The 21,431-nt window shown below is 71.3% G+C and carries 13 protein-coding genes and 4 pseudogenes; 11 read left to right on the top strand and 6 right to left on the bottom strand.

Translation table 11 applies throughout. The features are described from left to right. Window positions 1–82: 82 nt before the first annotated feature. Window positions 83–1,660: a phage tail sheath subtilisin-like domain-containing protein gene (locus K1J60_RS13480; RefSeq protein ID WP_220646436.1), complete on the bottom strand. Its 1,578-nt coding sequence runs from the start codon at window positions 1,658–1,660 to the stop codon at window positions 83–85. 236 nt (window positions 1,661–1,896) lie between these two features. Here K1J60_RS13480 and K1J60_RS47140 point away from each other — a divergent pair, with 236 nt between their 5' ends. From K1J60_RS47140 to K1J60_RS13465, 3 genes are all read left to right on the top strand, one after another. Continuing rightward, the gene (locus K1J60_RS47140) at window positions 1,897–3,879 is read left to right on the top strand and encodes an eCIS core domain-containing protein (protein WP_220646435.1); all 1,983 of its coding nucleotides are present in this window, start codon (window positions 1,897–1,899) and stop codon (window positions 3,877–3,879) included. Window positions 3,880–3,988: 109 nt separating this feature from the next. Further along, window positions 3,989–5,449, top strand: a complete 1,461-nt coding sequence (locus K1J60_RS13470) for a hydrolase (RefSeq protein WP_220646434.1) — start codon at window positions 3,989–3,991, stop codon at window positions 5,447–5,449. A 95-nt stretch (window positions 5,450–5,544) separates the two neighbouring features. Then, window positions 5,545–6,960 carry an RICIN domain-containing protein gene (locus tag K1J60_RS13465; protein WP_220646433.1) on the top strand — a complete coding sequence of 472 codons (1,416 nt, stop codon included), beginning with the start codon at window positions 5,545–5,547 and terminating at the stop codon, window positions 6,958–6,960. A gap of 61 nt (window positions 6,961–7,021) precedes the next feature. On the opposite strand, the pseudogene K1J60_RS13460 reads toward K1J60_RS13465, so the two are convergent. From K1J60_RS13460 to K1J60_RS13445, 4 genes and pseudogenes are all read right to left on the bottom strand, one after another. Further along, a pseudogene (locus K1J60_RS13460) lies at window positions 7,022–7,207 on the bottom strand (ATP-binding protein); the annotation flags it as partial. Window positions 7,208–7,314: 107 nt separating this feature from the next. Continuing rightward, window positions 7,315–9,405 carry an ATP-binding protein gene (locus K1J60_RS13455; protein ID WP_259407708.1) on the bottom strand — a complete coding sequence of 697 codons (2,091 nt, stop codon included), beginning with the start codon at window positions 9,403–9,405 and terminating at the stop codon, window positions 7,315–7,317. After that, the gene (locus K1J60_RS13450) at window positions 9,402–10,058 is read right to left on the bottom strand and encodes a DUF4255 domain-containing protein (protein ID WP_220646432.1); all 657 of its coding nucleotides are present in this window, start codon (window positions 10,056–10,058) and stop codon (window positions 9,402–9,404) included. The genes K1J60_RS13455 and K1J60_RS13450 overlap by 4 nt, the downstream gene beginning before the upstream one ends. 253 nt (window positions 10,059–10,311) lie before the next feature. Then, window positions 10,312–10,983: a helix-turn-helix transcriptional regulator gene (locus K1J60_RS13445; RefSeq protein ID WP_220651446.1), complete on the bottom strand. Its 672-nt coding sequence runs from the start codon at window positions 10,981–10,983 to the stop codon at window positions 10,312–10,314. Window positions 10,984–11,296: 313 nt separating this feature from the next. Between K1J60_RS13445 and K1J60_RS13440 the strand changes: the two genes are divergently transcribed. Continuing rightward, window positions 11,297–14,554 (top strand): LuxR family transcriptional regulator, encoded by a 3,258-nt coding sequence (locus K1J60_RS13440; protein WP_220646431.1) that lies wholly within the window; start codon window positions 11,297–11,299, stop codon window positions 14,552–14,554. Between the two features lie 161 nt (window positions 14,555–14,715). Beyond that, a complete protein-coding gene (locus K1J60_RS13435; protein ID WP_220646430.1) occupies window positions 14,716–15,153 on the top strand; it encodes a DoxX family protein in 438 nt (145 codons plus the stop codon). 306 nt (window positions 15,154–15,459) lie between these two features. Here the strand turns inward: K1J60_RS13435 and K1J60_RS13430 are convergent, their stop codons facing one another. Further along, complete coding sequence (locus tag K1J60_RS13430) at window positions 15,460–16,521, bottom strand: helix-turn-helix domain-containing protein (RefSeq protein WP_220646429.1); 1,062 nt, start codon at window positions 16,519–16,521, stop codon at window positions 15,460–15,462. Window positions 16,522–16,682: 161 nt separating this feature from the next. Between K1J60_RS13430 and K1J60_RS13425 the strand changes: the two genes are divergently transcribed. From K1J60_RS13425 to K1J60_RS13405, 6 genes and pseudogenes are all read left to right on the top strand, one after another. Then, complete coding sequence (locus tag K1J60_RS13425) at window positions 16,683–17,147, top strand: peptidase inhibitor family I36 protein (RefSeq protein WP_220646428.1); 465 nt, start codon at window positions 16,683–16,685, stop codon at window positions 17,145–17,147. A 183-nt stretch (window positions 17,148–17,330) separates the two neighbouring features. Continuing rightward, window positions 17,331–18,224 (top strand): hypothetical protein, encoded by an 894-nt coding sequence (locus K1J60_RS13420; protein WP_220646427.1) that lies wholly within the window; start codon window positions 17,331–17,333, stop codon window positions 18,222–18,224. 12 nt (window positions 18,225–18,236) lie between these two features. Then, window positions 18,237–18,719 carry a peptidase inhibitor family I36 protein gene (locus K1J60_RS47135; protein ID WP_398683207.1) on the top strand — a complete coding sequence of 161 codons (483 nt, stop codon included), beginning with the start codon at window positions 18,237–18,239 and terminating at the stop codon, window positions 18,717–18,719. 113 nt (window positions 18,720–18,832) lie between these two features. Then, window positions 18,833–18,913: pseudogene (locus tag K1J60_RS47130) on the top strand (hypothetical protein); the annotation flags it as partial. Window positions 18,914–18,987: 74 nt separating this feature from the next. Next, window positions 18,988–20,012 (top strand): annotated as a pseudogene (locus K1J60_RS13410) (IS256 family transposase); the annotation flags it as partial. A gap of 171 nt (window positions 20,013–20,183) precedes the next feature. Further along, window positions 20,184–21,392 (top strand): annotated as a pseudogene (locus K1J60_RS13405) (IS256 family transposase). Window positions 21,393–21,431: the final 39 nt, after the last annotated feature.

Genomic DNA, 21,431 nt, shown 5'->3' with positions numbered 1-21,431 from the left:
TCTGTGTCCTTCTAAGGGGCAGGGGCAAGGGGCTTGCGGAACGGCTGGTGCACGGACGCGGCTGGGGCGGGCCGGGGGCGGCCTACTCCTCCAACTCGCCGCTGCCGCTGGAGAACTGGGCCAGCCGGAAGATCACGAACTCGGCGGGCTTCACCGGGGCGATACCGATCTCGCAGATGACCCGGCCGAGGTCGACCGACTCCGGCGGGTTGGTCTCCTCGTCGCACTTGACGTAGTACGCGTCCTCGGGCCGCTGGCCGAACAGGGCGCCCTGGCGCCACTCGTTGACCAGGAACGCGGAGACGTTGCGCCGGATCCGGGCCCACAGCGCGTGGTCGTTCGGCTCGAAGACCACCCACTGGGTGCCGATCAGGATCGACTCCTCCAGGTAGTTGAAGTACCGGCGGATGTTGAGGTAGCGCCACGCCGGGTCCGAGGACATGGTGCGGGCGCCCCAGACGCGGATGCCACGGCCCGGGAAGGCGCGGATGCAGTTGACGCCGATGGGGTTGAGCAGGTCCTGCTCGCCCCGGGTGATCTGGAGTTCGAGGTCCACCGCGCCGCGTACGACCTCGTTGGCGGGCGCCTTGTGCACCCCGCGCTCGAAGTCGTTGCGGGCCCAGACACCGGCCACGTGACCGCTCGGCGGGATCACCTTCGACTGACCGCTGGCCGGGTCGAAGACCTTGATCCAGGGGTAGTACAGGGCGGCGTACTTGGAGTCGTAGCCGGCGGTCTCCTGGCGCCAGACCCGGATCTGCCGGGCGTTGAGGCCGGGCGGCGGGTCGATGACGGCGACCCGGTCGCCCATCAGCTCGCAGTGCGCGATCAGACCGAGCTGGACCGCCTTGACGGCCTCCAGGTCGATCGCGCCCCGCTGGTAGGCGGCCATCAGGTCGGGCACCGCGACCATGGAGATCTCGTCCACGGCCTCCAGACCGCCGAAGCCGGTGCGGTCGGCGGAGTCACCGAGGTACTCGGCCGGGCCGGGGTGGGCGTCGTCGTTCCCGGCGGGCGCGACGGCGGCCGGTGCGGCGGGGGCCGCCAGGGCCACGGTCTGGTTGTCGGGGCGCGCGAGCTGCGCGGCCGGCGCCGTCTCCGTGACCGTGATGAGCTTGGAGCGCTCCTTGACCTGGGTGACGACGTAGTTGCGGCCGCCCTTCTTGGCGGTCACGTCGAAGGTCTCGACCGGCTTGTCGCCGTCCTTGACGATCAGTTTGAAGCGCTCGGCGGGGCCCTCGCCCTCGGGGTCGGCGACCTCGACGCTGAGGGAACCGCCCGCGATGGCGGTCACACTGAACGTGCCCAGCTGCTTCGGCTCGCCCGGCGGGAGCGCGGCCGGCGCGGCGGACCCCGTCACGGCGGCCGGAGAACCGGCGGACGCGCCGTCCTGGGCCGTGCCGCCCACGCGGACGACGTACGCGGCGCTGCCGCCGTTGTTGAAGAACCCGTACACCGAGTGCGCGAGGTAGTAGCCGTCGGTGAACTCGCCGAAGGCCGCGACGAACTGGGACCAGTTGGTCACCAGGGTCGGCTCGTTCAGCGGACCGGTCGGGGCCAGGCCGACGAAGGCGGCCACCGAGGTGCCCACACCCTCGATGGGACGCGAGCCGCTGGCCACCTCCTCGACGTAGACGCCCGGCGACAGGTAGGACGGCATGCTCTGCTCTCCTTGGGGTACGAGACAGGTCGCCTCTCACCCTCACGCGCGAAGCGCGTCCCCCGAAACGTCCCGGAGGGCCGGGACGGGGGCAGTGCCGTTGCCCGCAGGGGCACACGTGGGGGCAACGGCGGCTCTCCCTGCCCCCAGGACTGCCCCCGAGTACCTTCCGGGGTGGGGGCCGGTCCGGTAAGCCTGGTCGACCGGAGCAGTTGTCGTCGAGCCGAGGAGCACCGGTGCGCGAGCGGAACGGAGCGAACGACAGGGAGCGAGGCCGGGCGGGAGACGAACGAAGGCCCGGTCGCGTCCCGCCACCGGGGCCCGCCGCCGCGCTCCTGGCCCTGCAACGCGCCGCGGGCAACGCGGCGGTGGCCCGCGCCGTCGAGGAGCAGCGCCACCGGCACAGCGCGGCCTGCGGACCCGACGCCCCGGTGCAGCGCTCCGCCGTGCACCAGGTCCTGCGCACCTCGGGACAGCCGCTGGACCCGTCGCTGCGCAGCGAGATGGAGGGCCGGTTCGACGGCGAGGACTTCAGCGCCGTACGCGTCCACACCGACACCGTGGCCCAACGGTCCGCGGCGGAGATCGGGGCGCGGGCGTACACCTCCGGCTCCCATGTGGTGTGGGACGGCCGGGACAAGCACACCCTCGCCCATGAGCTGGACCACGTCCGCCAGCAGCGGCGCGGCGCGGTGCCCGGTACGGACGACGGTTCCGGCCTGCGTGTCTCCGACCCTTCCGACTGGGCCGAGAAGGAGGCGGAGGCCACCGCCCGGCGGGTCATGGGCGGGCCCGGACCCGTCCAGCGCGCGACGGACGCCTCGCGGCGCGCGGGAGCGCCGGGTGTGTCGGGTGCGCCGGCCGGGCCGGCGGTCCAGCGCAAGGGGCTCGAGACGCTGGAGAGCGTGGCGAACGCCCCCGCGAAGTCGCTGACCGGCCGGTTCGCCGGCTGGATCAAGGACAAGCCCGTCTCCGAGGCGGTGGCACCGGTGAAGGAGGCCGTCCTCGCCTACGACCGGTCCACGGTCCGCGACCCGACGCACTGCATGACGGAGCTGGCGAACATCCAGATGCTCGCCCTGCCGATGCGTGAGGGCGCGCTCCCCGGTGACCTGCGCTATCTGGAGCAGGTGCTCGCCGCCGTCCGCGCCGAGATGGACGTCGTGGGCAAGCAGGTCGATCGCGACGGGCGCATGCCGGAAGCGGCGGCGGCGCCGTACAAGGCCATGACCGACCGGGGCACCATGTGGAAGGACCCCCAGTTCGCCCAGAGCACGGTGAACTTCCGCATGTCCGGCTTCGGTTACGTCCGGGAGATGTCGGAGCTGAACCGCGCGGAGCTCACGAAGGAGATCGGCGGCGCGGGTGGCAAGGCGTGGGTCAAGGACGTCAGGGCCAAGCTGGAGAACGAGCTGAACAACAGCGTGCTCGCCCACTACACCCAGCAGGAGCGGGCCGACGCGATGCTCGCCTCGGAGAAGAAGCTGAAGCCGAAGTCGGAGCTGGGCGACGCCGAGAACAACACCATGAACGTCGACGAGTTGGTGCTCGGCAACGACGGCTTCGTCTTCTTCTACATCGAGCCCAGGGGCAAGACGGACCGCGCTCCCCGGTTCGGCGAGATCCGGCTGGAGGTCGGCATCGGCCGGCTGGTGAGCGAGGGCTGGATCATGCTGAGCGACTTCATCCAGCGCGACTACCCCAAACTCATCGCCCCCGCGAACCGGCCGGACCTGCCGGAGCACAAGGCGAAGTCGGGTCAGCACGAGCGGGCGAAAGAGCAGGCCGGGTACCAGCCGGTGCGCGAGTTCAAGCGGGGCGAGATCGAGGGGGACGCCCTGATGGGCATGGTCACCGCCTTCTCGGACATCCAGAACGCGGAGGAGCAGCAGGCGCACATGCTCGCGCGACAGCTCGCGCTCACGGTGCCCGGGGACGAGATGGTCTACGGCCCGGAGAAGGAGATCAAGCGGCCCGAACTCCTCCACAAGAACATCCTCGCCGGCTCGGACATCCTCCCCGGTCTGGTCGAGCGCGCGATCGTGGAGATCATCCGCTTCGAGCAGGCCAATCCGCCGCTGGCCCAGCGGCTCAAGGCCATGAGCGGCGCCGAGCTGATGGACTTCCTGCTCCGGGACCTGTTGCGCCCGCAGGCGATGCTGCCCAACTCCGTGGACATCTCCAACGCCACGGTCACGAAGGTCAAGGGCAAGGGCTGACCGCCGCCCCACGTCGGCCGGGGAACCGGTACGGAGGCTGCCCCTTGAGGCACGGAAGGCTGCCCCGGCGTCTCTGACCCGCCGCCGGGCACTGCCGTAGCGTCCCGGTGTGAGCCTTTGGACTTCCCTCGAACCCGCCTCCGCGACCGTCGACCCGGGGAGCAGTACGACCGTACGGCTGCGGCTGCGCAACACCGGTGACGTGGTCGACGAGTACCGCTTCGAGCCGGTCGGTGACATCGCGCCGTGGACGACCGTGGAGCCGCAGACGCTCCGGTTGTACCCGGGCACCACGGGGTCGGTGGAGCTGACGTTCGCGCCGCCGCGCACCCCGGACGCGACGGCCGGCCCGAACGCGTACGCGGTGCGGATCCTGCCGACCGAGCATCCGGAGGCGACGACCGTTCCCGAGGGGAACCTGACGATCACGCCGTTCACGGAGGTGCGGGCGGAACTCGTGCCGCCGACCGTGAAGGGACGCCTGCGGGGCCGGCCGAAGCTCGCCGTGGACAACCTCGGCAACACCAAGGTCACCGCGTCGGTCAGCGGCAGCGACAACGGCGATCAGCTGTCGTACGACATCCACCCGAGCAACGTGCAGATCGAGCCCGGCCGTGCCGCGTTCGTGAAGGCCACGCTGAAGCCCCGGCAGATCATCTGGTTCGGGTCGAAGGAGGAGCGGCCCTACACCTTCGCGGTGAAGCGGTCGGGGGTGACTCCGCTCGACGTCGAGGGCACCTATGTGCAGCGGAGCTTCCTGCCGGGCTGGCTCGCCACCTGCCTCGGCATCCTCCTGGCGCTCGCCATCACGTTCCTGACGCTGTGGCTCGCCTACCAGCCGAAGGTCGTCAGCGCCACCACGGAGCTGCGGGAGGCCGGCGTCAGTACGCTGCCGCCCTCCCCCTCGCCGAGCCTGTCGGCCCCCGCACCGCCCACGCCCACCCCGCCGCCCGTCTCCTCGGCGCCGCCGCAGACGGAGGAGCCGAAGAGCGACGGCGCCGGCGAGAGCGGGAGCGGAAGCGGCGGCGGGGGTGGCGGCTCCGGCGGCGGGGACGAGGAGCAGCCGAAGAAGGCGCCGACAGCCGCGACCGCCGTACGGCAGCTCGCCGCGTCCGACCCCGGCGGCCGGCACGTCTGCTACCGCGCCTTCGTGAAGGGCAAGGGCTGGACGTCCCCGGAGTGCGACGGCGACACGGCCGGCACGGTGGGCCAGGCCAGGCCGCTCACGGCCCTCAACATCGCGGTGTCCGGCGTGGGCGGCACCGCCAGCGCCGCCTTCGTCCACAACCCCGGCTCGACGAACGGTCAGGGGCATTACGTGGAGCCCTGGTCGGGTGCGCCCGACGGCCTGGACAACTACATCGGCGACTCCAAGAAGGACGCCCCGGCCATGCTGGGCTTCACCATCAACGTCGACGACGGCGCCCGAGGGGTCTGCCAGTCGGTCCACCAGAAGGACAGGGGCTGGCAGAACCTGGCCTGCGACAAGCCCGGCGAAGGAGAGCGCTACATCTTCGGCGGCACCCTGGACAACGGCATCTGGCTCGAAGCCGTCAAGTTCACCGTGTGACAAGGCCGTTGGGGCGGGGCCGGGTGGCCGTCGGGGCAGCAGGTCCTGCCCCGACGACTCCTGACCGCACACGTCCGGTCGCGTAGCGTCCCTCTGTGAGCCTTTGGACTTCGCTCGAACCCGCCTCCGCGACCGTGGACCCGGGGAGCAGTACGACCGTACGGCTGCGGCTGCGCAACACCGGTGACGTGGTCGACGAGTACCGGTTCGAGCCGGTCGGTGACGTCGCGCCGTGGACGACCGTGGAGCCGCAGACCCTGCGGCTCTACCCGGGGACGACGGGCACGGTGGAGCTGACGTTCGCCCCTCCGCGCACCCCGGACGCGACGGCCGGGCCCAACCCGTACGCGGTGCGGATCACGCCGACACAGCACCCGGAGGCGACCACCGTCCCCGAGGGGAACCTGACGATCACGCCGTTCACGGAGGTCAGGGCGGAACTCGTCCCGCCGACCGTGAAGGGACGTCTGCGGGGCCGGCCGCAGCTCGCCATCGACAACCTCGGCAACACGAAGGTCACCGCGTCGGTCAGCGGCAGCGACAACGGCGATCAGCTGTCGTACGACATCCACCCGAGCAACGTGCAGATCGAGCCCGGTCGTGCCGCGTTCGTGAAGGCAACGCTGAAGCCCCGGCAGATCATCTGGTTCGGGTCGAAGGAGGAGAGACCGTACGCGCTCGCCGTCCAACGGTCGGGCGTGGCACCGCAGTCCGTCGACGGCACCTACGTCCAGCGGGGGTTCCTGCCGGGCTGGCTCGCCACCTGCCTCGGGGTGGCCGTGGCGCTGGCGATCACCTTCGTGACGCTGTGGTTCGCCTACCAGCCCAAGGTCGTCAGCGCCGCGAGCGACCTCCAACAGGCCGGTACGACCGCCCTGCCGAGCGCCAGCCCGTCCGCGATGGCCCCGGCGCCCACCGTCTCCGCGGCGCCGCTGCCCTCCGAGACGCCCGAGGCGCCCCAGCAGGAGGAGCCCGAAGAGGCGGATCCGGGTCCCGACTCCGGTTCGGACGCGGGCTCCGGGTCCGGTTCCGGCTCCGGTTCCGGTTCCGGCGGATCGGGCTCCGGGTCTGACCAGGAACCGGACACCAAGGAGACGACGAAGAAGCCGTCCGCCGCCAAGGGGTTCGCGATCATCGGCCGGGGTTCGAACCGCTGCGTCGACGTCACGGACGCGCAGAACGGCAAGGGCAAGGACGGCACCCCGCTCCAGATCTGGGACTGCGCCGGCTCGGCCAACCAGAAGTGGGACTTCCGGGGAGACGGCACCGTGCGCTCCCTCGGTCTGTGCATGGACGTGGCGTGGGGCTCCCGGGACGACGGCGCGGTCATCCAGCTGGCCAGGTGCAGCGGCAACCCCGCCCAGCAGTTCGTGCTCAGCACCGAGGGCGACCTGGTCAACCCGCAGGCCGACAAGTGCGTCGACGTGAAGGACAACGGCACCCGCAACGGCGCCGACCTCCAGCTGTGGACGTGCGCGGGCACACCGAACCAGAAGTGGCGCGTGAAGTAGGCACGGGCCGTCCGGTGGGGGCGCCGTCGAGGGTTCGCCCTCACGGGTGTCCGCCGGGCTGTTACCAGTTGCCTTCGCCCGGTACCAGTCGTCCGGCTTTGCGGTACTCGCGTTCCGCGCCTTCCCGCAGGTCGGCGGGGGTCACGGGCCCGCCGCGTCCGGCGGCGGCGTAGGCGGCGGTGACGACCGCGCCGCGGATGGGACCGTGGGCCGGTTCGGCGTTGCGGGCGGCCGCCGGGGGGGCGGTTGTGGGTGTGCGCGGGCGCACCGGCCGGAGGTGGCGGGTGAGGTAGGCGTGGGCCGTCCGGTGGGGGCGCCGTCGAGGGTTCGCCCTCACGGGTGTTCGTCGGGCTGTTACCAGTTGCCTTCGCCCGGTACCAGTCGTCCGGCTTTGCGGTACTCGCGTTCCGCGCCTTCCCGCAGGTCGGCCGAGGTCACGGGCCCGCCGCGTCCGGCGGCGGCGTAGGCGGCGGTGACGACCGCGCTGCGGATGGAACCGCCGGCCAGCTCGAAGTCGCGGGCGACCGCCGCCGGGTCCGTGTCGTCGGCGCGGGGCACGGCGGCCAGGCTGTGCCGCCACAGGGCCAGCCGCTGGGCGGTGTCCGGGAACGGGAAGTCGACCACCAGATCCAGCCGCCGGGTGAACGCCTCGTCGATGTTGGCCCGCAGATTCGTGGTCAGCAGGGCGATCCCGTCGAAGGACTCCAGTCGCTGGAGCAGATAGGCGCTCTCCATGTTGGCGTACTTGTCGTGCGAGTCCTTGACCTCCGAGCGCTTGCCGAACACGGCGTCGGCCTCGTCGAAGAGCAGCACGGCGTCGGTGCGGTCGGCCTCGGTGAAGATCCGTTCCAGGTTCTTCTCGGTCTCGCCGACGTACTTGTCGACCACCGAGGAGAGCTGCACGACATAGAGGTCCAGGCCGAGTTCGGCCGCCACGACCTCCGCCGACAGCGTCTTGCCGGTGCCCGACTCGCCCGCGAAGAGCCCGAGCACCCCACGGCCCCGGCCGCCCCCGGCACTCAGCCGCCAGTCGCCGAGCACCCGGTCGCGATGCCGGGCACGCAGGGCGAGCTCCCGCAGCTGGACGAGGGGTTTGTCGGGCAGCACGAGGTCGTCCCAGCCGACGTCGGGGCGGATCCGGCGGGCGTGCCGCTCCAGACCGGAGGCGGACTGCAGGCGCGCCGCGAGCCGCAGATGGGCCGCGGTCACCTCGGTGCCGTCGAACGCCGCGAGGTCCACGGCCGCACGGGCCGCCCGCTCGATCCGGTCACCGCCGAGCCGGTACGGGGCGACCGTGGCCGCCAGGTCGAACCCCGGCCCGTCCGCCCCGGCACCGAGCGCCGCCGACCAGGCCTCCACCGCGCCCGTGGGCGGCCGGGGCACGTCGAGGACCAGCGGATCACGGTCGCACCACTGCGGGTCGTACGGTTGCGGCCCCGCGAACAGCACGGACACGTCGGCCGCCGTCAACGCACGGAACAGCGGCCCCGGCTTCTCCGGCAACGGCGACACCACGACCGCGCACCCGCGCAGCCGGGCCTCGCGCAGCAGGCGGGGCAGGAGCGCGGAGAGCTCGTCCTCGGCCGCCGGGGGCGTGAAGTGCAACGCCTGCGTCCCGGCGGCGCGCAGGGCGGCACCCGCGCGCAGCAGGCCGTCGCCCTCGCGGTGCTCCCGCAGATGCACGGTGACCGGAGCGGCGGCGAGCCGGGCGGCCAGTCGGGCCGTGAACCCGCCGTCCTCCACCGACGAGGGCCCGGCCGGAGCCACCGCCGACGTCGACGCGAGCGGACGGACATGCCCGACGAGCGCCGCGTCCATCGTGTCGTCGCCGAGCAGATGCGCGACCAGCCGGTCCGGCACCCGCAACCCCCGCCCGAGGAAAGGGCGTTCGGGGTCCTCGACGGTCAGCAGTCCGAGGGCGCTCAGCGGTGCCGAGGGCATGAACCGGGCCCGCGCCCGCGCCAGATGCACGGGCAGCCCGCACAGATCGAGCGCGAGCCCGACCGTGGCCCGACGCCTGCTCACGTCGTCGTTCAGATACCCGTACAACTGCTCGTAGGAGCGGTCCAGATCGGGGGCCAGGGCGATGAGCAGGATCCGTGTGTCCAACTCGGTCAGCCCCAGCCGCCCCGCGAGCCGCTCCAGCGGACCGTCCACGGCGGCCTCCCGGCCCGGTTCCTGGTTCGGTACCGGGTGCGATACCTGGTGGGGTTCCGGTCTCGGTTCCGGAGTCGGTTCCAGGTCGGGGAAGACGGACGGGTACGGCTCCGCCGGCGGCTCCAGCAGATGCCGTACGCCCTCCTCGGACAGGTACAGCCCACGCAGCGGATCACTCGCCGTCGGATCTCCGGCACCGCGCTCGGCCACCAACTCGGCCACGCGCTCGCGCAGCCGGGCGAGCCGGAGCAGGAGCGCATCGGTGTCCCGGCTGACGTGCACGGTCACCGCCGCCGCTCCCCGGTGATCGGCGCGGACGCCAACTGCCCCGGCCGGTGGGCGCGTTCCTCCGAGCCCTCCAGGGAGCCGTCGATACCGCGCACCCGGATGGCGGCACCCTCGGTGACCGGGGGACCGGCGTCGTACTCGGGGAAGGACGGGAAGGGCGCGGTGACCACGAGGTCGAGGGACGGCTTCAGCTCGCCGCCCAGCGCGGACCAGATCTCGGCGAGGGACCGCGACTCGGTGTGCAGCCCCGCGACCGAGACCGGCACGGACAGACCCAGCGCGCCGAGCGCGCCCGGGAGTTCGCTCGGGGGCAGCAGTTCGCGCGGCAGCAGGTTGGCCAGTACCGCGGAGAGCAGCCGGTGTTCGTCCTGGGGCTGCTTGGTCCAGGCGGTCACCAGGTACGACAGCCGGAACCAGCGGGGCGGCTGCCGGCGGCGCACGACGATGTCGCGCTCGTCGCGGACCGGCATGTGGCCGCGCTGGCGGCGCGAGACGTCCTCACGGATGTCGTACAGATAGGTGTTGACGGCGGGCGCGTTGCGCCGGGCCGCCCAGTCGCGGGTCGGGGCCTCGAAGGAGACGTCGATGCCGGAGCCGGCCAGGGCACCACCGCCGATCAGTCCCTTGAGGACCTCGTCCACCTCGTGGATCACGGTCGTGCTCCTGCTGTGATGCGGTCGGATGTCTGTCCGCTGCCGTGGCGGATGTCTGTCGGCCGTCGGGTCGGACGTCTGTCCGCCGTCGGGCCGGACGTCTGTCCGCTGCCGTGGCGGATGTCTGTCCGCCGTCGGGTCGGACGCCTGTCCGTCGATCCTGCCCGGCGCGGATGCCGTACCCGTAGACGCGCCGGGGACGACCCCCGGGCAGAGTGGGTGCCCAAGTGGCCGGGTGCGACTGCCCGTTCGATCAGATGTAGCCTTCACGGAGGGCATAGGCCACCGCGTGCGCCCGGTTGCGGAGATGCAGCCGGGTGGTGAGCCCGTGCATCACGTTCTTGACGGTGCGTTCGGAGTAGGAGAGCTTGCTCGCGATCTCACCGGTGTCCATCCCCTCGGCCACCAGTCGGAGGACGTCGATCTCCCTCGGCACCAGGCCGGACAGCGGCGCCCCGGTGCGCCCGGCCACCGAACGCTGCAACGTCCCCACCTGGTTGATCAGCCGGCCGAGCAGATCGGCGGGCAGGTCGCCGTCCCCGCGCGAGGCCGCGAGCACCGCCTGCGCCAGCCGGTGCGCGGTCGCCTCGTGGCGCCACACGATGGCCCCGACCCCGCATTCGATGACATCGAGCAGCTCCGTCTCGCGGATCACGCTCACCACCAGCACGGCCCGCGCCCCCTCGCTGCGCACCAGACGGCGCAGCGCGGAGAGCAACGGCTCGTCCGGGGTGTCACCGACGAGCACGGCCACGGTGCCCGTACGTACCTCGGCGTCGTCCACGAGGTCGATCACCGGGTGCCCCCGCAGCTGGCTGAGCACGCCGGCGCGGGAGAGCGGGTCGAGGGTGTGGACCACGACCGGGATGCGACGCCGGGTCTCCTGGGGCTCCGACGCGCCGGTGGCCGCGGCCGTGGCCGTCACCGTGTCCGTGGTCCGGAATGTGCTGCGCAACCGTTTCTCCCGTATGCACGAAATCGCCGCTCCCGTGAGGGGAGTGGCCGATGGGCTCGATTCACACTTCTGTGTGCCGTGTGCGCTGCGCAATCGTGGAGGACCACGAGATACACCACGAGATCACCGCGGGACCGACCACGGGACCGACCGCGGGCCCACCGCGGGACCCACCGAGGATCGGCCACGGCGTTTTCACGCCGACCGTCCGCGAACGGTGCACCCCGACGGGCCGTGCCCCGTCTACGGAAGCGGAAAACTACCTTCCACGAAGGAGACAGCGATGTGCCCGCCGGAACCGCTTCTCGAACGCCGTGAGGCCCTGGAGGTGCTGACCGCGGAGGCAGCTCGTGCCCGGACCGGCTCGGGCCGCCTGGTGCTGCTCCGGGGTGCCACCGGCACCGGCCGCACCGCACTCCTGGAGTCCGCGGCCGACCACGCGGCGGCGTGCGGCATGCGGGTCCTGCGGGCCCGCTGCTCGCCCGAGCACACCTCCGTACCGTTCGACACCGTCTTCCAACTCCTCTGTCACGGACCGGAGTTCGACCAGGTCGCGGGCGAGGCGCCGGACCCGCCGGGCACCCCGCCGCACCGGGGCAGGCCCGCCCGGCTGTGGCGCCTGCTGCGTTCCTACGCGGTCGAGTCCCCCCTCCTCGTCGCCGTGGACGACGCGCACTTCGCCGACCCCGCCTCCCGCCGCTGGCTCGTCGAGGCCGTTCGCCGCATCGACCGTCTGCCGGTCCTCCTCGTGGTCACCGAGCGCGGCCAGTACGACATAGAACCCCCGGCGGACGGTCTCGCGCACGCCCTCTCGCCTGCCCTCGTGCACACCCGCACCCTTGCCCCACTGAGCCCCGACGCCGCCGCACGCCTGGTCCGTTCCGTCCACGCCGATGCCCCGCCGGAATGGGTCGACGCCTGCTTACGCGCGGGCGCGGGCAACCCGCTGTTGCTGCGCGCCCTGCTGTCCGACCTCCGCAACATCCACCCCGGGGCCTTCCCGGCTGCCCTTCCGGACACCTGCGCGGCGCTCTATCCGGGCAACTACGCCGCCGCGGTGTCCTGGTGGCTGGACAGCGCCGGACCCGCGACCGTCGCGGTCACCCGCGCACTCGCCGCGCTGGACGACGAGCACGCCCCCGTACCGGTCGACGCCGACCTGCTCGCCCGCACGGCCGACGTCGACCCCGCCCGCGTCCCCGGCTGGCTCACCGCGATGACCGGACTCGGCCTGCTGCGCCCCGACCCCGAGGGCCGGCCGCGTTACGCCCACCCGCTGCTGCGGGACGCCGTGCTCGGCGGCTGGGCCGGCGCCGACCGGCAGACCGCCCACCGCCGGGCCGCCGAGGCGATGCTGCACCGCGGTGACAGCGCGGCGGCCGTCGCCGGACAACTGCTGCGCTGCGGCCCCGTGGGCGAGGCCTGGGCGACCGGCGCCCTGCTCGACGCCGCAGACCTCGCCGTCCGCGACGACCGCAGCGACGACGCCCTCGCCCTGCTGCGCCGCGCCCTCGACGAACCGATGCCGGCCGCCCGCCGCACCGTGGTCCTCACCGAACTGGGCTCCCTGGAATACGCCACCGTGCGGTCCGGCGCGGGCATCCCCCGGCTCGTCGAGGCGATGCGCCGACCGGGCCCACCGCGCGAGCGCGTCCAGGCGGCGGTCGCCCTCGGTACCGCCCTGGCACGGCGCGGCGAGGCCCGCGCCGCCGTCGACGTGCTGCGCGGGCTGCGCGACGAGCACCTGACGGGCCATCCGGACCTGATCCGCACGGTCCAGACGGCCTCGGCGCTGCTCTCCGACCACGACCAGGGCGTACGGCAGGAGGTCTACCGCTGGCTGCGGGAGAGCGCCGAGGACACCCCCCACCTGGTCGGCACGGCGGGACAGGCACTGCTGGTGCGCTACGAGGCCACCGCCGGTCTGACCTCGGCGGCCACCGCGATGGACCGCGTCCGGGCCCTGCTCTCCCAGCCGGCCGACCCGACGGACGAGGTCTTCCTGCTGGGCACGGCGGCCGCGGTCGCCCAGTGGGCAGACCAGCTCGACGAGGCCGAACGGCTGGTCCACCGCGGCCTCAGCGGCCGGCGGACCTCCCTGCTGCACCCCATGCATCTGGCCCTCCGCAACGTCCGCGTCGACATCATCGCCGCGCGCGGCGCCCACGAGGACGTCCTCGCCGACCCCGAGGTCACGCGCGCGGTCGCCGGCCGTCCCGAGTCAGCCAACGCGCTGGCCCACGCGGTCATCGCCCTCGTGGAGACCGACCGCGCGGACGAGGCGGAGCGCCTGGCCGACGCCTTCGACCTCCAGAACGCCCACGACTCCTGGGAGTTGAACCGCTTCCTGTACGCCCGTGGCCTCCTCCGCGCCGCCACCGGCGACCCGGCGGCCGCCCTCGACGACTTCCTGGAATGCGGCCGACGCCAGTCGGCACGGGACGTGACGAGCCCCGTCGTCACCCCCTGGCGCACCGCCGCCGCGGAGTGCCACCTCGCCCTCGGCCGCCCCCACGAGGCGCTCGCCCTGGCCGAACAGGAACTCTCGCTGGCCACCGTCTGGAACACCCCCCGAGTGGTCGGCCGCGCCCTCACCACCCTGGCCACGGCCACCCGCGGTCGTCGCGGCCTGCACCTGGCCGACCGAGCGGTACATCTCCTGCGCCGGGGCATCGACGACGACCCACGTGACGCGTCCGAAACCCCGGGGGAGGCCGGGGCCGTGGTCGCGGCGGCCGGGCGAGCCGCCGTGAACGCGTGGCCGACGGTGTGGGGTGCCGAGCCGGCGGTCGGCGGTTCGACGATGTGGGCCGCCGGAGCCGTGAGCGGAGGAACTTGGATGTGGGGTGCCACGGCGTCGGGCGGCGCGCCCGCGAGGGTGACGGCGATGCGGGGCTGGGCACTGGGCGAGGGCCCGGGGCGAGAAGCGACTGCCTGGACGGCGGACGGAGCGTCCACCGTCTCGTCGATCGGTGGCCGGTCCGCGCCGTCGGCCGGAGACGGGTCCGCACTGCCGGACGGTGGCTGGGCCGGGCCGCCGGGCGGAGGCAGGACCGTATTGCCGGTCGGCGACCGGAAGGCGCAGGGCGGCGGCGGGCCGGCGTCCGGCGGGCGTCGTGGGACGGAGCCGGACGGTGGTGCGCCGGTCGAGGCGGAGTTGATACCGGCGCTCCTGGCGCAGGGGCGGGGGCTCGCCGCCGCCGGGGAACGGGCGCGGGCCCGGGACGCCTTCCGGGAGGCGGCCGAACGGGCCGAACGCCTGGGCGCGCACCGCCTGCGCGCGCTGGCGGAGTCGGCGCTGCGCGAGGGCGGTGCCCGCCGCACGGCGACCGCCCTCACCGGCCCCGCCGCCCTGACCGCCGGAGAGCGCCGTATCGCCGAACTCGCCGCCCAGAACCGCACGAACACCGAGATAGGAGAACTTCTTCACCTGGCCCGTCGCACCGTCGAGACCCATCTCACCAGCACCTACCGCAAGCTCGGCATCCGCCGCAGATCGGAGCTGGGCGCGGCCCTCGCGAACACCGGGGAGACCCCCTGACCCACCTCGAACGGACGCCCCGTCACGGCCGCCGAAGTCCGTGCCGAAGTCCGCACCGAAGTCCGCACCGGATTCCGCACCGGATTCCGTGAACCGGAGGCCGGGCGGACGCGTAGGAGACGGGAGCACCCACGCGTAGCCGACACATCCGAGGAGTACCCATGAGCAGCCCTTCGCGCCTGGACGACTGGCTGACGGCACGCCGGCCCCTCGTCCTGGGCCTGTTCCGCATCGTCCTGGGCCTGCTGTTCGCCAGCGAGGGCGCGGCCACGGTCTTCGGCATCCTGGACCGCAAGGCGAGCCCGGTCGGCGACTGGCCCTTCTGGTACGCCGGAGTGATCGAGCTGGTCTGCGGCGTCCTCGTCCTCCTCGGCGCGGCGACGCGCGGTGCCGCGTTCCTCAGCTCGGGCATCATGGCCTTCGCGTACTTCACGGAACACCAGAAGGACGGCCTGTTCCCCCTCCAGAACGGCGGCCTCGCCCCCGTCCTCTTCTGCTGGGGCTTCCTCCTCCTGGTCTTCACCGGCCCGGGCGCCCTGGCCCTGTCGGGCCTCACCGGCCGCGAGGCCGGCACCCGCCCTCTGCATGAGACCGCGTAACCGGCCACGGAGCTTCACCGCGCGGGCGAGAGAGGAGGCAGCGGCGCGGACGGACGGGCGCCGACCCGCACCGGGATCCGACCGAGATCGCCGCCACTCCCCGTCGGCCCCGGCCGGCATCCGCGCCGACTGGACGAAGACCCCCGCTGCGCCTGCTCGCCCCAGCCGCCCAGGGCTTCACCCTGCGACGAACCCCACGCGATCACGCTCGTCACCCCGACCGGGCCCGCTTCGTCGACACCTGCCCGCACGACACCCTGATCGTGGCCCTGACGCCGATCGTGACCGGCGTCCTCGCGGTGACCGCTATGGCGACGACGACAGCCCCGCCCTGGACCCACCCGACCGGCTCGACCCCGCCCGGCGCGTACAGGCGCGGAGCACGGACGCGCCGACCGGGGTGAGGGTGTGCAGCACCGTCGTCGCGTGCCGACTGCTGGTGATCAGTCCCGCGTCCCGCAGCGCGGTGGCGTGTCGGCTGGCCGACGACGCGGACACCCCGGCGGCCCGCGCGATCTCCCCGGTCGTGGCCCCGGACGCCGAGGCCCACAGGGCGGTGGCCCGGGTCTGCCCGAGCAGGGCGGTCAGGGACGCCTCGGGGGAGTCGTCCAGGACGCGCCGGACCTCCGGCGACGAGGCCGACGGATGCTCGTGCAGCAGTGGATACATCAGCACCTGCGGCAGCCCGGGGTCGGCGAGCCCCACCGGGCGGTGCCAGCAGAAGTACGACGGGACGAAGAGCATCCCGCGGCCGTCCAGGCGCAGATCGCGGTCCACGGCGGGGTGGTAGTCGACGCGCAGAACGGGAGAGTCCCAGCACATCGTGGGACCGAGACCGGCCAGCATGCCCTCCACACCGCCGTCCAGCAGCCCGCGGCACCGCATCGCCCGCTCGGTCTCGATACGGGACTGCATCTGTTCCTCGTACGGGGCGATGGCGACCTCGTGGTAGGCGCGCAGCACCCGCACGAGCTCCTTGCGCGGCCGTGACTCGGCTAATCGCGGGGCCCATGAGGGGGCTCCCACGACGCGGTCGAGGATGGCGATCTCCTCCAGGACCCTGCGCGGTGGCGTGGCCAGAATGGCCTCCAGCCCGGCGTCGAACCCGTCGGACGCCTCGACCGGGGTGAGGAAATCCGGAAAGTAGGAGGCTCTCGGAAGCAGCGGCAGCAGCACGGTGTGAAGGGCACGATCGAGTTTCTTATCCCGCAGCCGGTGGCGGACGGTGCGATACCACTCCGCGTATGCCCAGCGGCCCTGCCGGGTCTGGAAACGGTGCAGGCTGGCGACGATCTCCCAAAACGGGTTCGGGCTCGCGGACAAGCGAGTTCTGGCCAGATCGGCGTCGCTGAAATGTATGCGGAGCATCTCGTTCTCCCCCGATGAGCTCAGCTTTTGCGGTCAGCCGCAACAGCATGGCTCGGTGTCAACTTCTTTGCAATGGTGGAACACGCGGATCGAGCCGCTGACGCGCATTGTGGCTCGATCGGGCACGCACGGGTATCGGCCCACTGTGAGGGGAAGATCAATTGAACAAGGCGACCAAGCGGTTCTTGGCCATCGCGGCGGGAGTGATTCTGCCGGTGGGCGGGCTGGCGGGCACGGCCACGGCCAGTTCAGCGAGCGATTCGGTCAAGGCCAGCGCATACGTCTCGACTGCGGCACCGGCCGGCGACAACGCCATCACCGCGGCACCGCCCGGATGCACGGCGACGAACGTGTGCTTCTGGAACGGCACCAATTACTCGGACGGCCCGGGAAGACTGTCCGGGTCGAACTCGAACTGGACCGCGTTCTCGCATTCCAGCTGTCCGACCGGGACCTGGAACGACTGCGCCTCCTCGGTCTACAACAACGGGACCAGCTGTAGGGCCAATCTGTGGACCACCGCGAACTACGGCGGATCCAGGCTCACTCTCGGCATCGGCTCGGGCCAGACGGCTCTGAGCTCCACGATGAACAACGCCATATCGTCCAACAACTGGAGCTGCTGAGCCGGCCGATAGCGATGGGCTGGTGTCCGTGAGCGCTGATTCACGGACACCAGCCGTCCTCACCTGTAAGCCTGCACCGACCACTTGTTGAGGGGCACCCGGATGGCACGCGGCCAGAGATCTGGTGGTGGCGTTTCGATTTCCTGCGCGCTGGCGGGATTTCTCCTGCTCACGGCATGCGGAGTGTCCGGGCCGGACGCCGCGGACGACGAGGGCGGACCGCCCGGCCTCACCGCGGCCGAACTCGATCTGCTCACCCGATCCGGCTCCTACGCCCGAGGTGAGCGCGCGCTCCGCAGAGCCGAATCAGAACTCATCGCGGTATGCATGGCGGACAAGGGATTCCCGTACCGGGCCGGGAGATCCGCCTCGGCACCTCAGTCCTACGAGGAACAGCTGCTCGGCATGGACGAGCGGCGCAAGCGAGGATACGGCCTCTACGCGCAGTACCTGGATTCCCCGGGGGGTGGAGAAAAGCGGGAGGGCGGCGAACCTCTCGCGCCGGGGATGGAGAATGACGCTTATGTGGCCCAGTTGTCCGAGGCGGAAGCGGAAAAGTATGTGTACGCGCTGCGCGGAGATGCCTCCGACCGCCGCGAGATGAGGCTTCCGGACGACCAGACGGTCACCTTCTCGGGTAAAGGGTGCGAGGCGGTGAGCCGCCAGGAACTGTACGGAAGTCTGGACGATTGGGCGGCCTCCGAACATGTCCCGCAGATCCTCAACAACTCGCTCACGGACCGTGTGACAGAAGATCCCGAGTATGCGGCCGCCATGCGGAACTGGAAAGAATGCATGGACGCGAAGGGATATTCCTACGAGGATCCCGACGACGCGTACCGGAAACTCAAGGGCGAGTACGGCGAGCGGGGCGCCACCCGGGACATGCGAAAGCGGGAGATCGAGGTGGCGACGGACGACGGAACCTGCGCTCGGAAGGCGCGTGTCCCGGACACCGTCCTGTCGCTCAGAAGGCAGCACGCGGAATCCCTGCCCGCCACCGACAAGCGCGACCTCCGCCAACTCACCGACATATGGGAGGCAGCGGCCACGCACGCCCGCGAGCTGACCGAGTGAGAGGAAGACCTGGTGAAGACCGAGAAAAGGACGAGGACCGGGGCCAAGGCAAGGACGAGGACGGGGGCAAAGACAAGGACGAGGACGGGGGTGCGGAGAAAGCCGAGAACCAGGGCGTTGCTCGCTGTCGTGGCAGGGGCGCTCGTTTCGCTGGGTGGCCCGGCGGCCGGGTCGGCCGCCGCCGACACGCAAGCCGTGGCGCTGTGCCCATCGTCGTATCTCTGTTTCTGGTCGGGGCCCAACTTCACAGGTCTGCAGGGCCGGATAGCGGAGGGGACCTCGATCCCGAACTGGTCCTTTCTGCCCGGTGCCGACTGTCCTGCCGGAAACTGGGCGGGATGTGCGCAGTCGTTCTACAACAACGCGGCCGTCTGCACGGCGGAACTGTGGTCCGGGCCGAACTACTCCGGATCCAGGATTTCCCTGCCCAGAGGGACGGCCCTGGCGAATCCGCCGGCCACGGTGCGTGTCCACTCCAACAGTTGGCGCTGTTGAGGACCACGCATCCCGTCAGCACTCGATGATGTCGACGGCCAGCCCTGTTGCCCGACGCCACGTGGTGGCCCGCGGAGCTCGACGCCTGCCCTACGCCGGAGCGGTGGCCCCGAGTGGACCGCCGAACGGTGTTCACCATCGCCCGCGCGGCTGGAACCACCACGGGCAACCGGCACCTCCTGGTCGCGGCGCGCTTGTGGGGCGCAGGTACCAAAGCACAGTCCGTACACAGGCGGGGGAAGATCTCCGCGAACACGTCCCCGACCGGACCACGCAGGCCGGGGATCTGGACCTGGCGATCCACAAGGTCCGCACCGGCAGCTTCTTCCCCAGCCTGCTGGAGCGCCGGCGCCGCATCGACCAGGCCCTCTACGCGGTCGTCATGGAGGCGTACGTGCAGGGCGTGTCCACCCGCAGCGTGGATGACCTGGTCAGAGCCCTGGGCGGACACCGGGATCTCCAAGAGCGAGGTCTGCAGGATCTGCGGCGATCTCGACGTGGAGCTGGGCGTGTTCCGCACCCGGCCCCTGGACCACACCCGCTTCCCTTACATCTACCTCGACGCGACGTACTGCAAGGCCCGCGTGAACCACCAGATCGTCTCCCAGGCCGTGGTCATCGCCACCGGTATCACCGAGGACGGCGGACGCGAGGTGCTCGGGCTGATGGTCGGTGACAGCGAGACCGAGGTGTTCTGGAGCGAGTTCCTGCGCTCCCTGCGCGAGCGGGGTCTGACCGGGGTCCGCCTGGTCATCGCCGATCACCACTCCGGCCTGGTCAAAGCCGTCCGCAAGGTCATGCTCGGCGCCGCCCACCAGCGGTGCCGCGTTCATTTCCTGCGCAACGTCTTCGCGGTGATCCCCAAAGACGCCGCGGAGATGGTGGCCGCGACCGTCCCCACGGTCTTCGCCCAGCCCACCGCCGAGGCCGTCCGCACCCAGCTCGACACTGTCGCCGACATGCTCGGACGACAGTTCCCCAAGGTCAAAGCGATGCTCGCTGGAAGCGAAGGTCGACCTGACCGCCTTCGCGGACTTCCCCGAGCGACATTGGAAGAAGGCCCAGTCGACCAACACCCTGGAACGGGTCAACCGGGAGATCAAGCGCCGCGTCGACGTCGTCCAGATCTTCCCCAACCCCGGCGCCCTCGAACGCCTCACCACCGCCGTCCTCATCGAGATGCACGACGAATGGATCGCTTTCCCCCGCCGCTACCTCCCCGAAGGCAGCATGGACAAGATCTGTCCGGCTGGAGATCAACCCGGCACGGTTACACCACCACAGGGGACGTGACCCCAGTTCGACGAGGCTTACCCGGCGGGAGTGTAAATCTAACGGCGGATCCGACGATCATGGGAGTGAAGCCAAGTGACTGATACCGCCGTGGAGTTGGAGACCGTGGAGCCTGTCGAGAGTGCCCGGTCCGGGCAGCCTGTGCCCGTGTCCGACGAGCAACTGGTCGCGATGCTGGTGGAGCGTGCCCGGTCGGAGGGGTTGCAGTTGACCGGGCAGGGTGGGCTGCTGCAGCAGCTGACGAAGCGGGTGCTGGAGTCCGCCCTGGAGGGCGAGATCACCGATCACGTCGGCTATGACAAGCACGACGCGACGGGCCGGAACAGCGGCAACAGCCGTAACGGCACCCGGGCCAAGACGGTGCTGACCGACGTCGGCCCGGTCGAGGTGAAGGTGCCCCGCGACACCGCCGGCACCTTCGAACCGCAGATCGTCCGCAAGCGGCAGCGGCGCCTGACCGGCGTGGACGAGATGGTGCTCTCCCTGTCCGCGAAGGGCCTCACGCACGGGGAGATATCGGCTCATCTGGCCGAGGTGTACGGGGCGGAGGTGTCCAAGCAGACCATCACCACGATCACGGACAAGGTGATGGAGGGCATGGCGGAATAGCATGCCCGCCCGCTCGATCGCGTCTATCCCGTCGTCTTCGTGGACGCCATCAACGTGAAGATTCGCGATGGCAAGGTTGCCAACCGACCGATCTACGTTGCGATGGCCGTCACTGTCGAGGGTACCCGGGACATTCTCGGGATCTGGGCCGGTGACGGCGGGGAGGGTGCCAAGCATTGGCTTCAGGTCTTCACCGAGCTGAAGAATCGCGGAGTTGAAGATGTCCTGATGCTCGTCTGCGACGGGCTGAAGGGTCTACCGGACGCGGTGGAGACGGTCTGGCCCCGCACCGTCGTCCAAACATTCATCGTTCACTTGATTCGCAACAGCATCCGGTACTGCGCTCGCCAGGACTGGGACAAGGTCGCCAAGGACTTGAAGCCCGTCTACACCGCGCCGAGCGAGGCCGCCGCGACCGAGCGGTTCCTGGAGTTCTCCGAGAAGTGGGGCACCAAGTATCCGGCCGTGATCAAGCTGTGGTCCGACGCCTGGGCCGAGATGGTGCCCTTCTTGTCCTTCGACGTCGAGATCCGCAAGGTCATCTGCAGCACGAACGCGATTGAGAGTGTGAACGCCCGCATCCGCAAGGCGGTTCGGGCCCGCGGCCACTTCCCCTCGGAGGCCGCCGCGTTGAAGTGCGTCTATATGGCGCTGATGAGCCTGGACCCGACGGGCAAGGGCCGGCGCCGCTGGACGATGCGCTGGAAGGCACCCCTCAACGCCTTCCAGATCACCTTCGACGGCCGCCTGACCCACACCGACCAGCGATAACTCAACAACCAAGATCAGCCGTTAAGTTGACACACCCCC

It is taken from the genome of Streptomyces akebiae, assembly GCF_019599145.1.
Lineage (GTDB): Bacteria > Actinomycetota > Actinomycetes > Streptomycetales > Streptomycetaceae > Streptomyces > Streptomyces akebiae.
The sequence above is the reverse complement of the archived record's forward strand: the minus strand, read 5'-3'. Positions and strand labels throughout refer to the sequence as shown.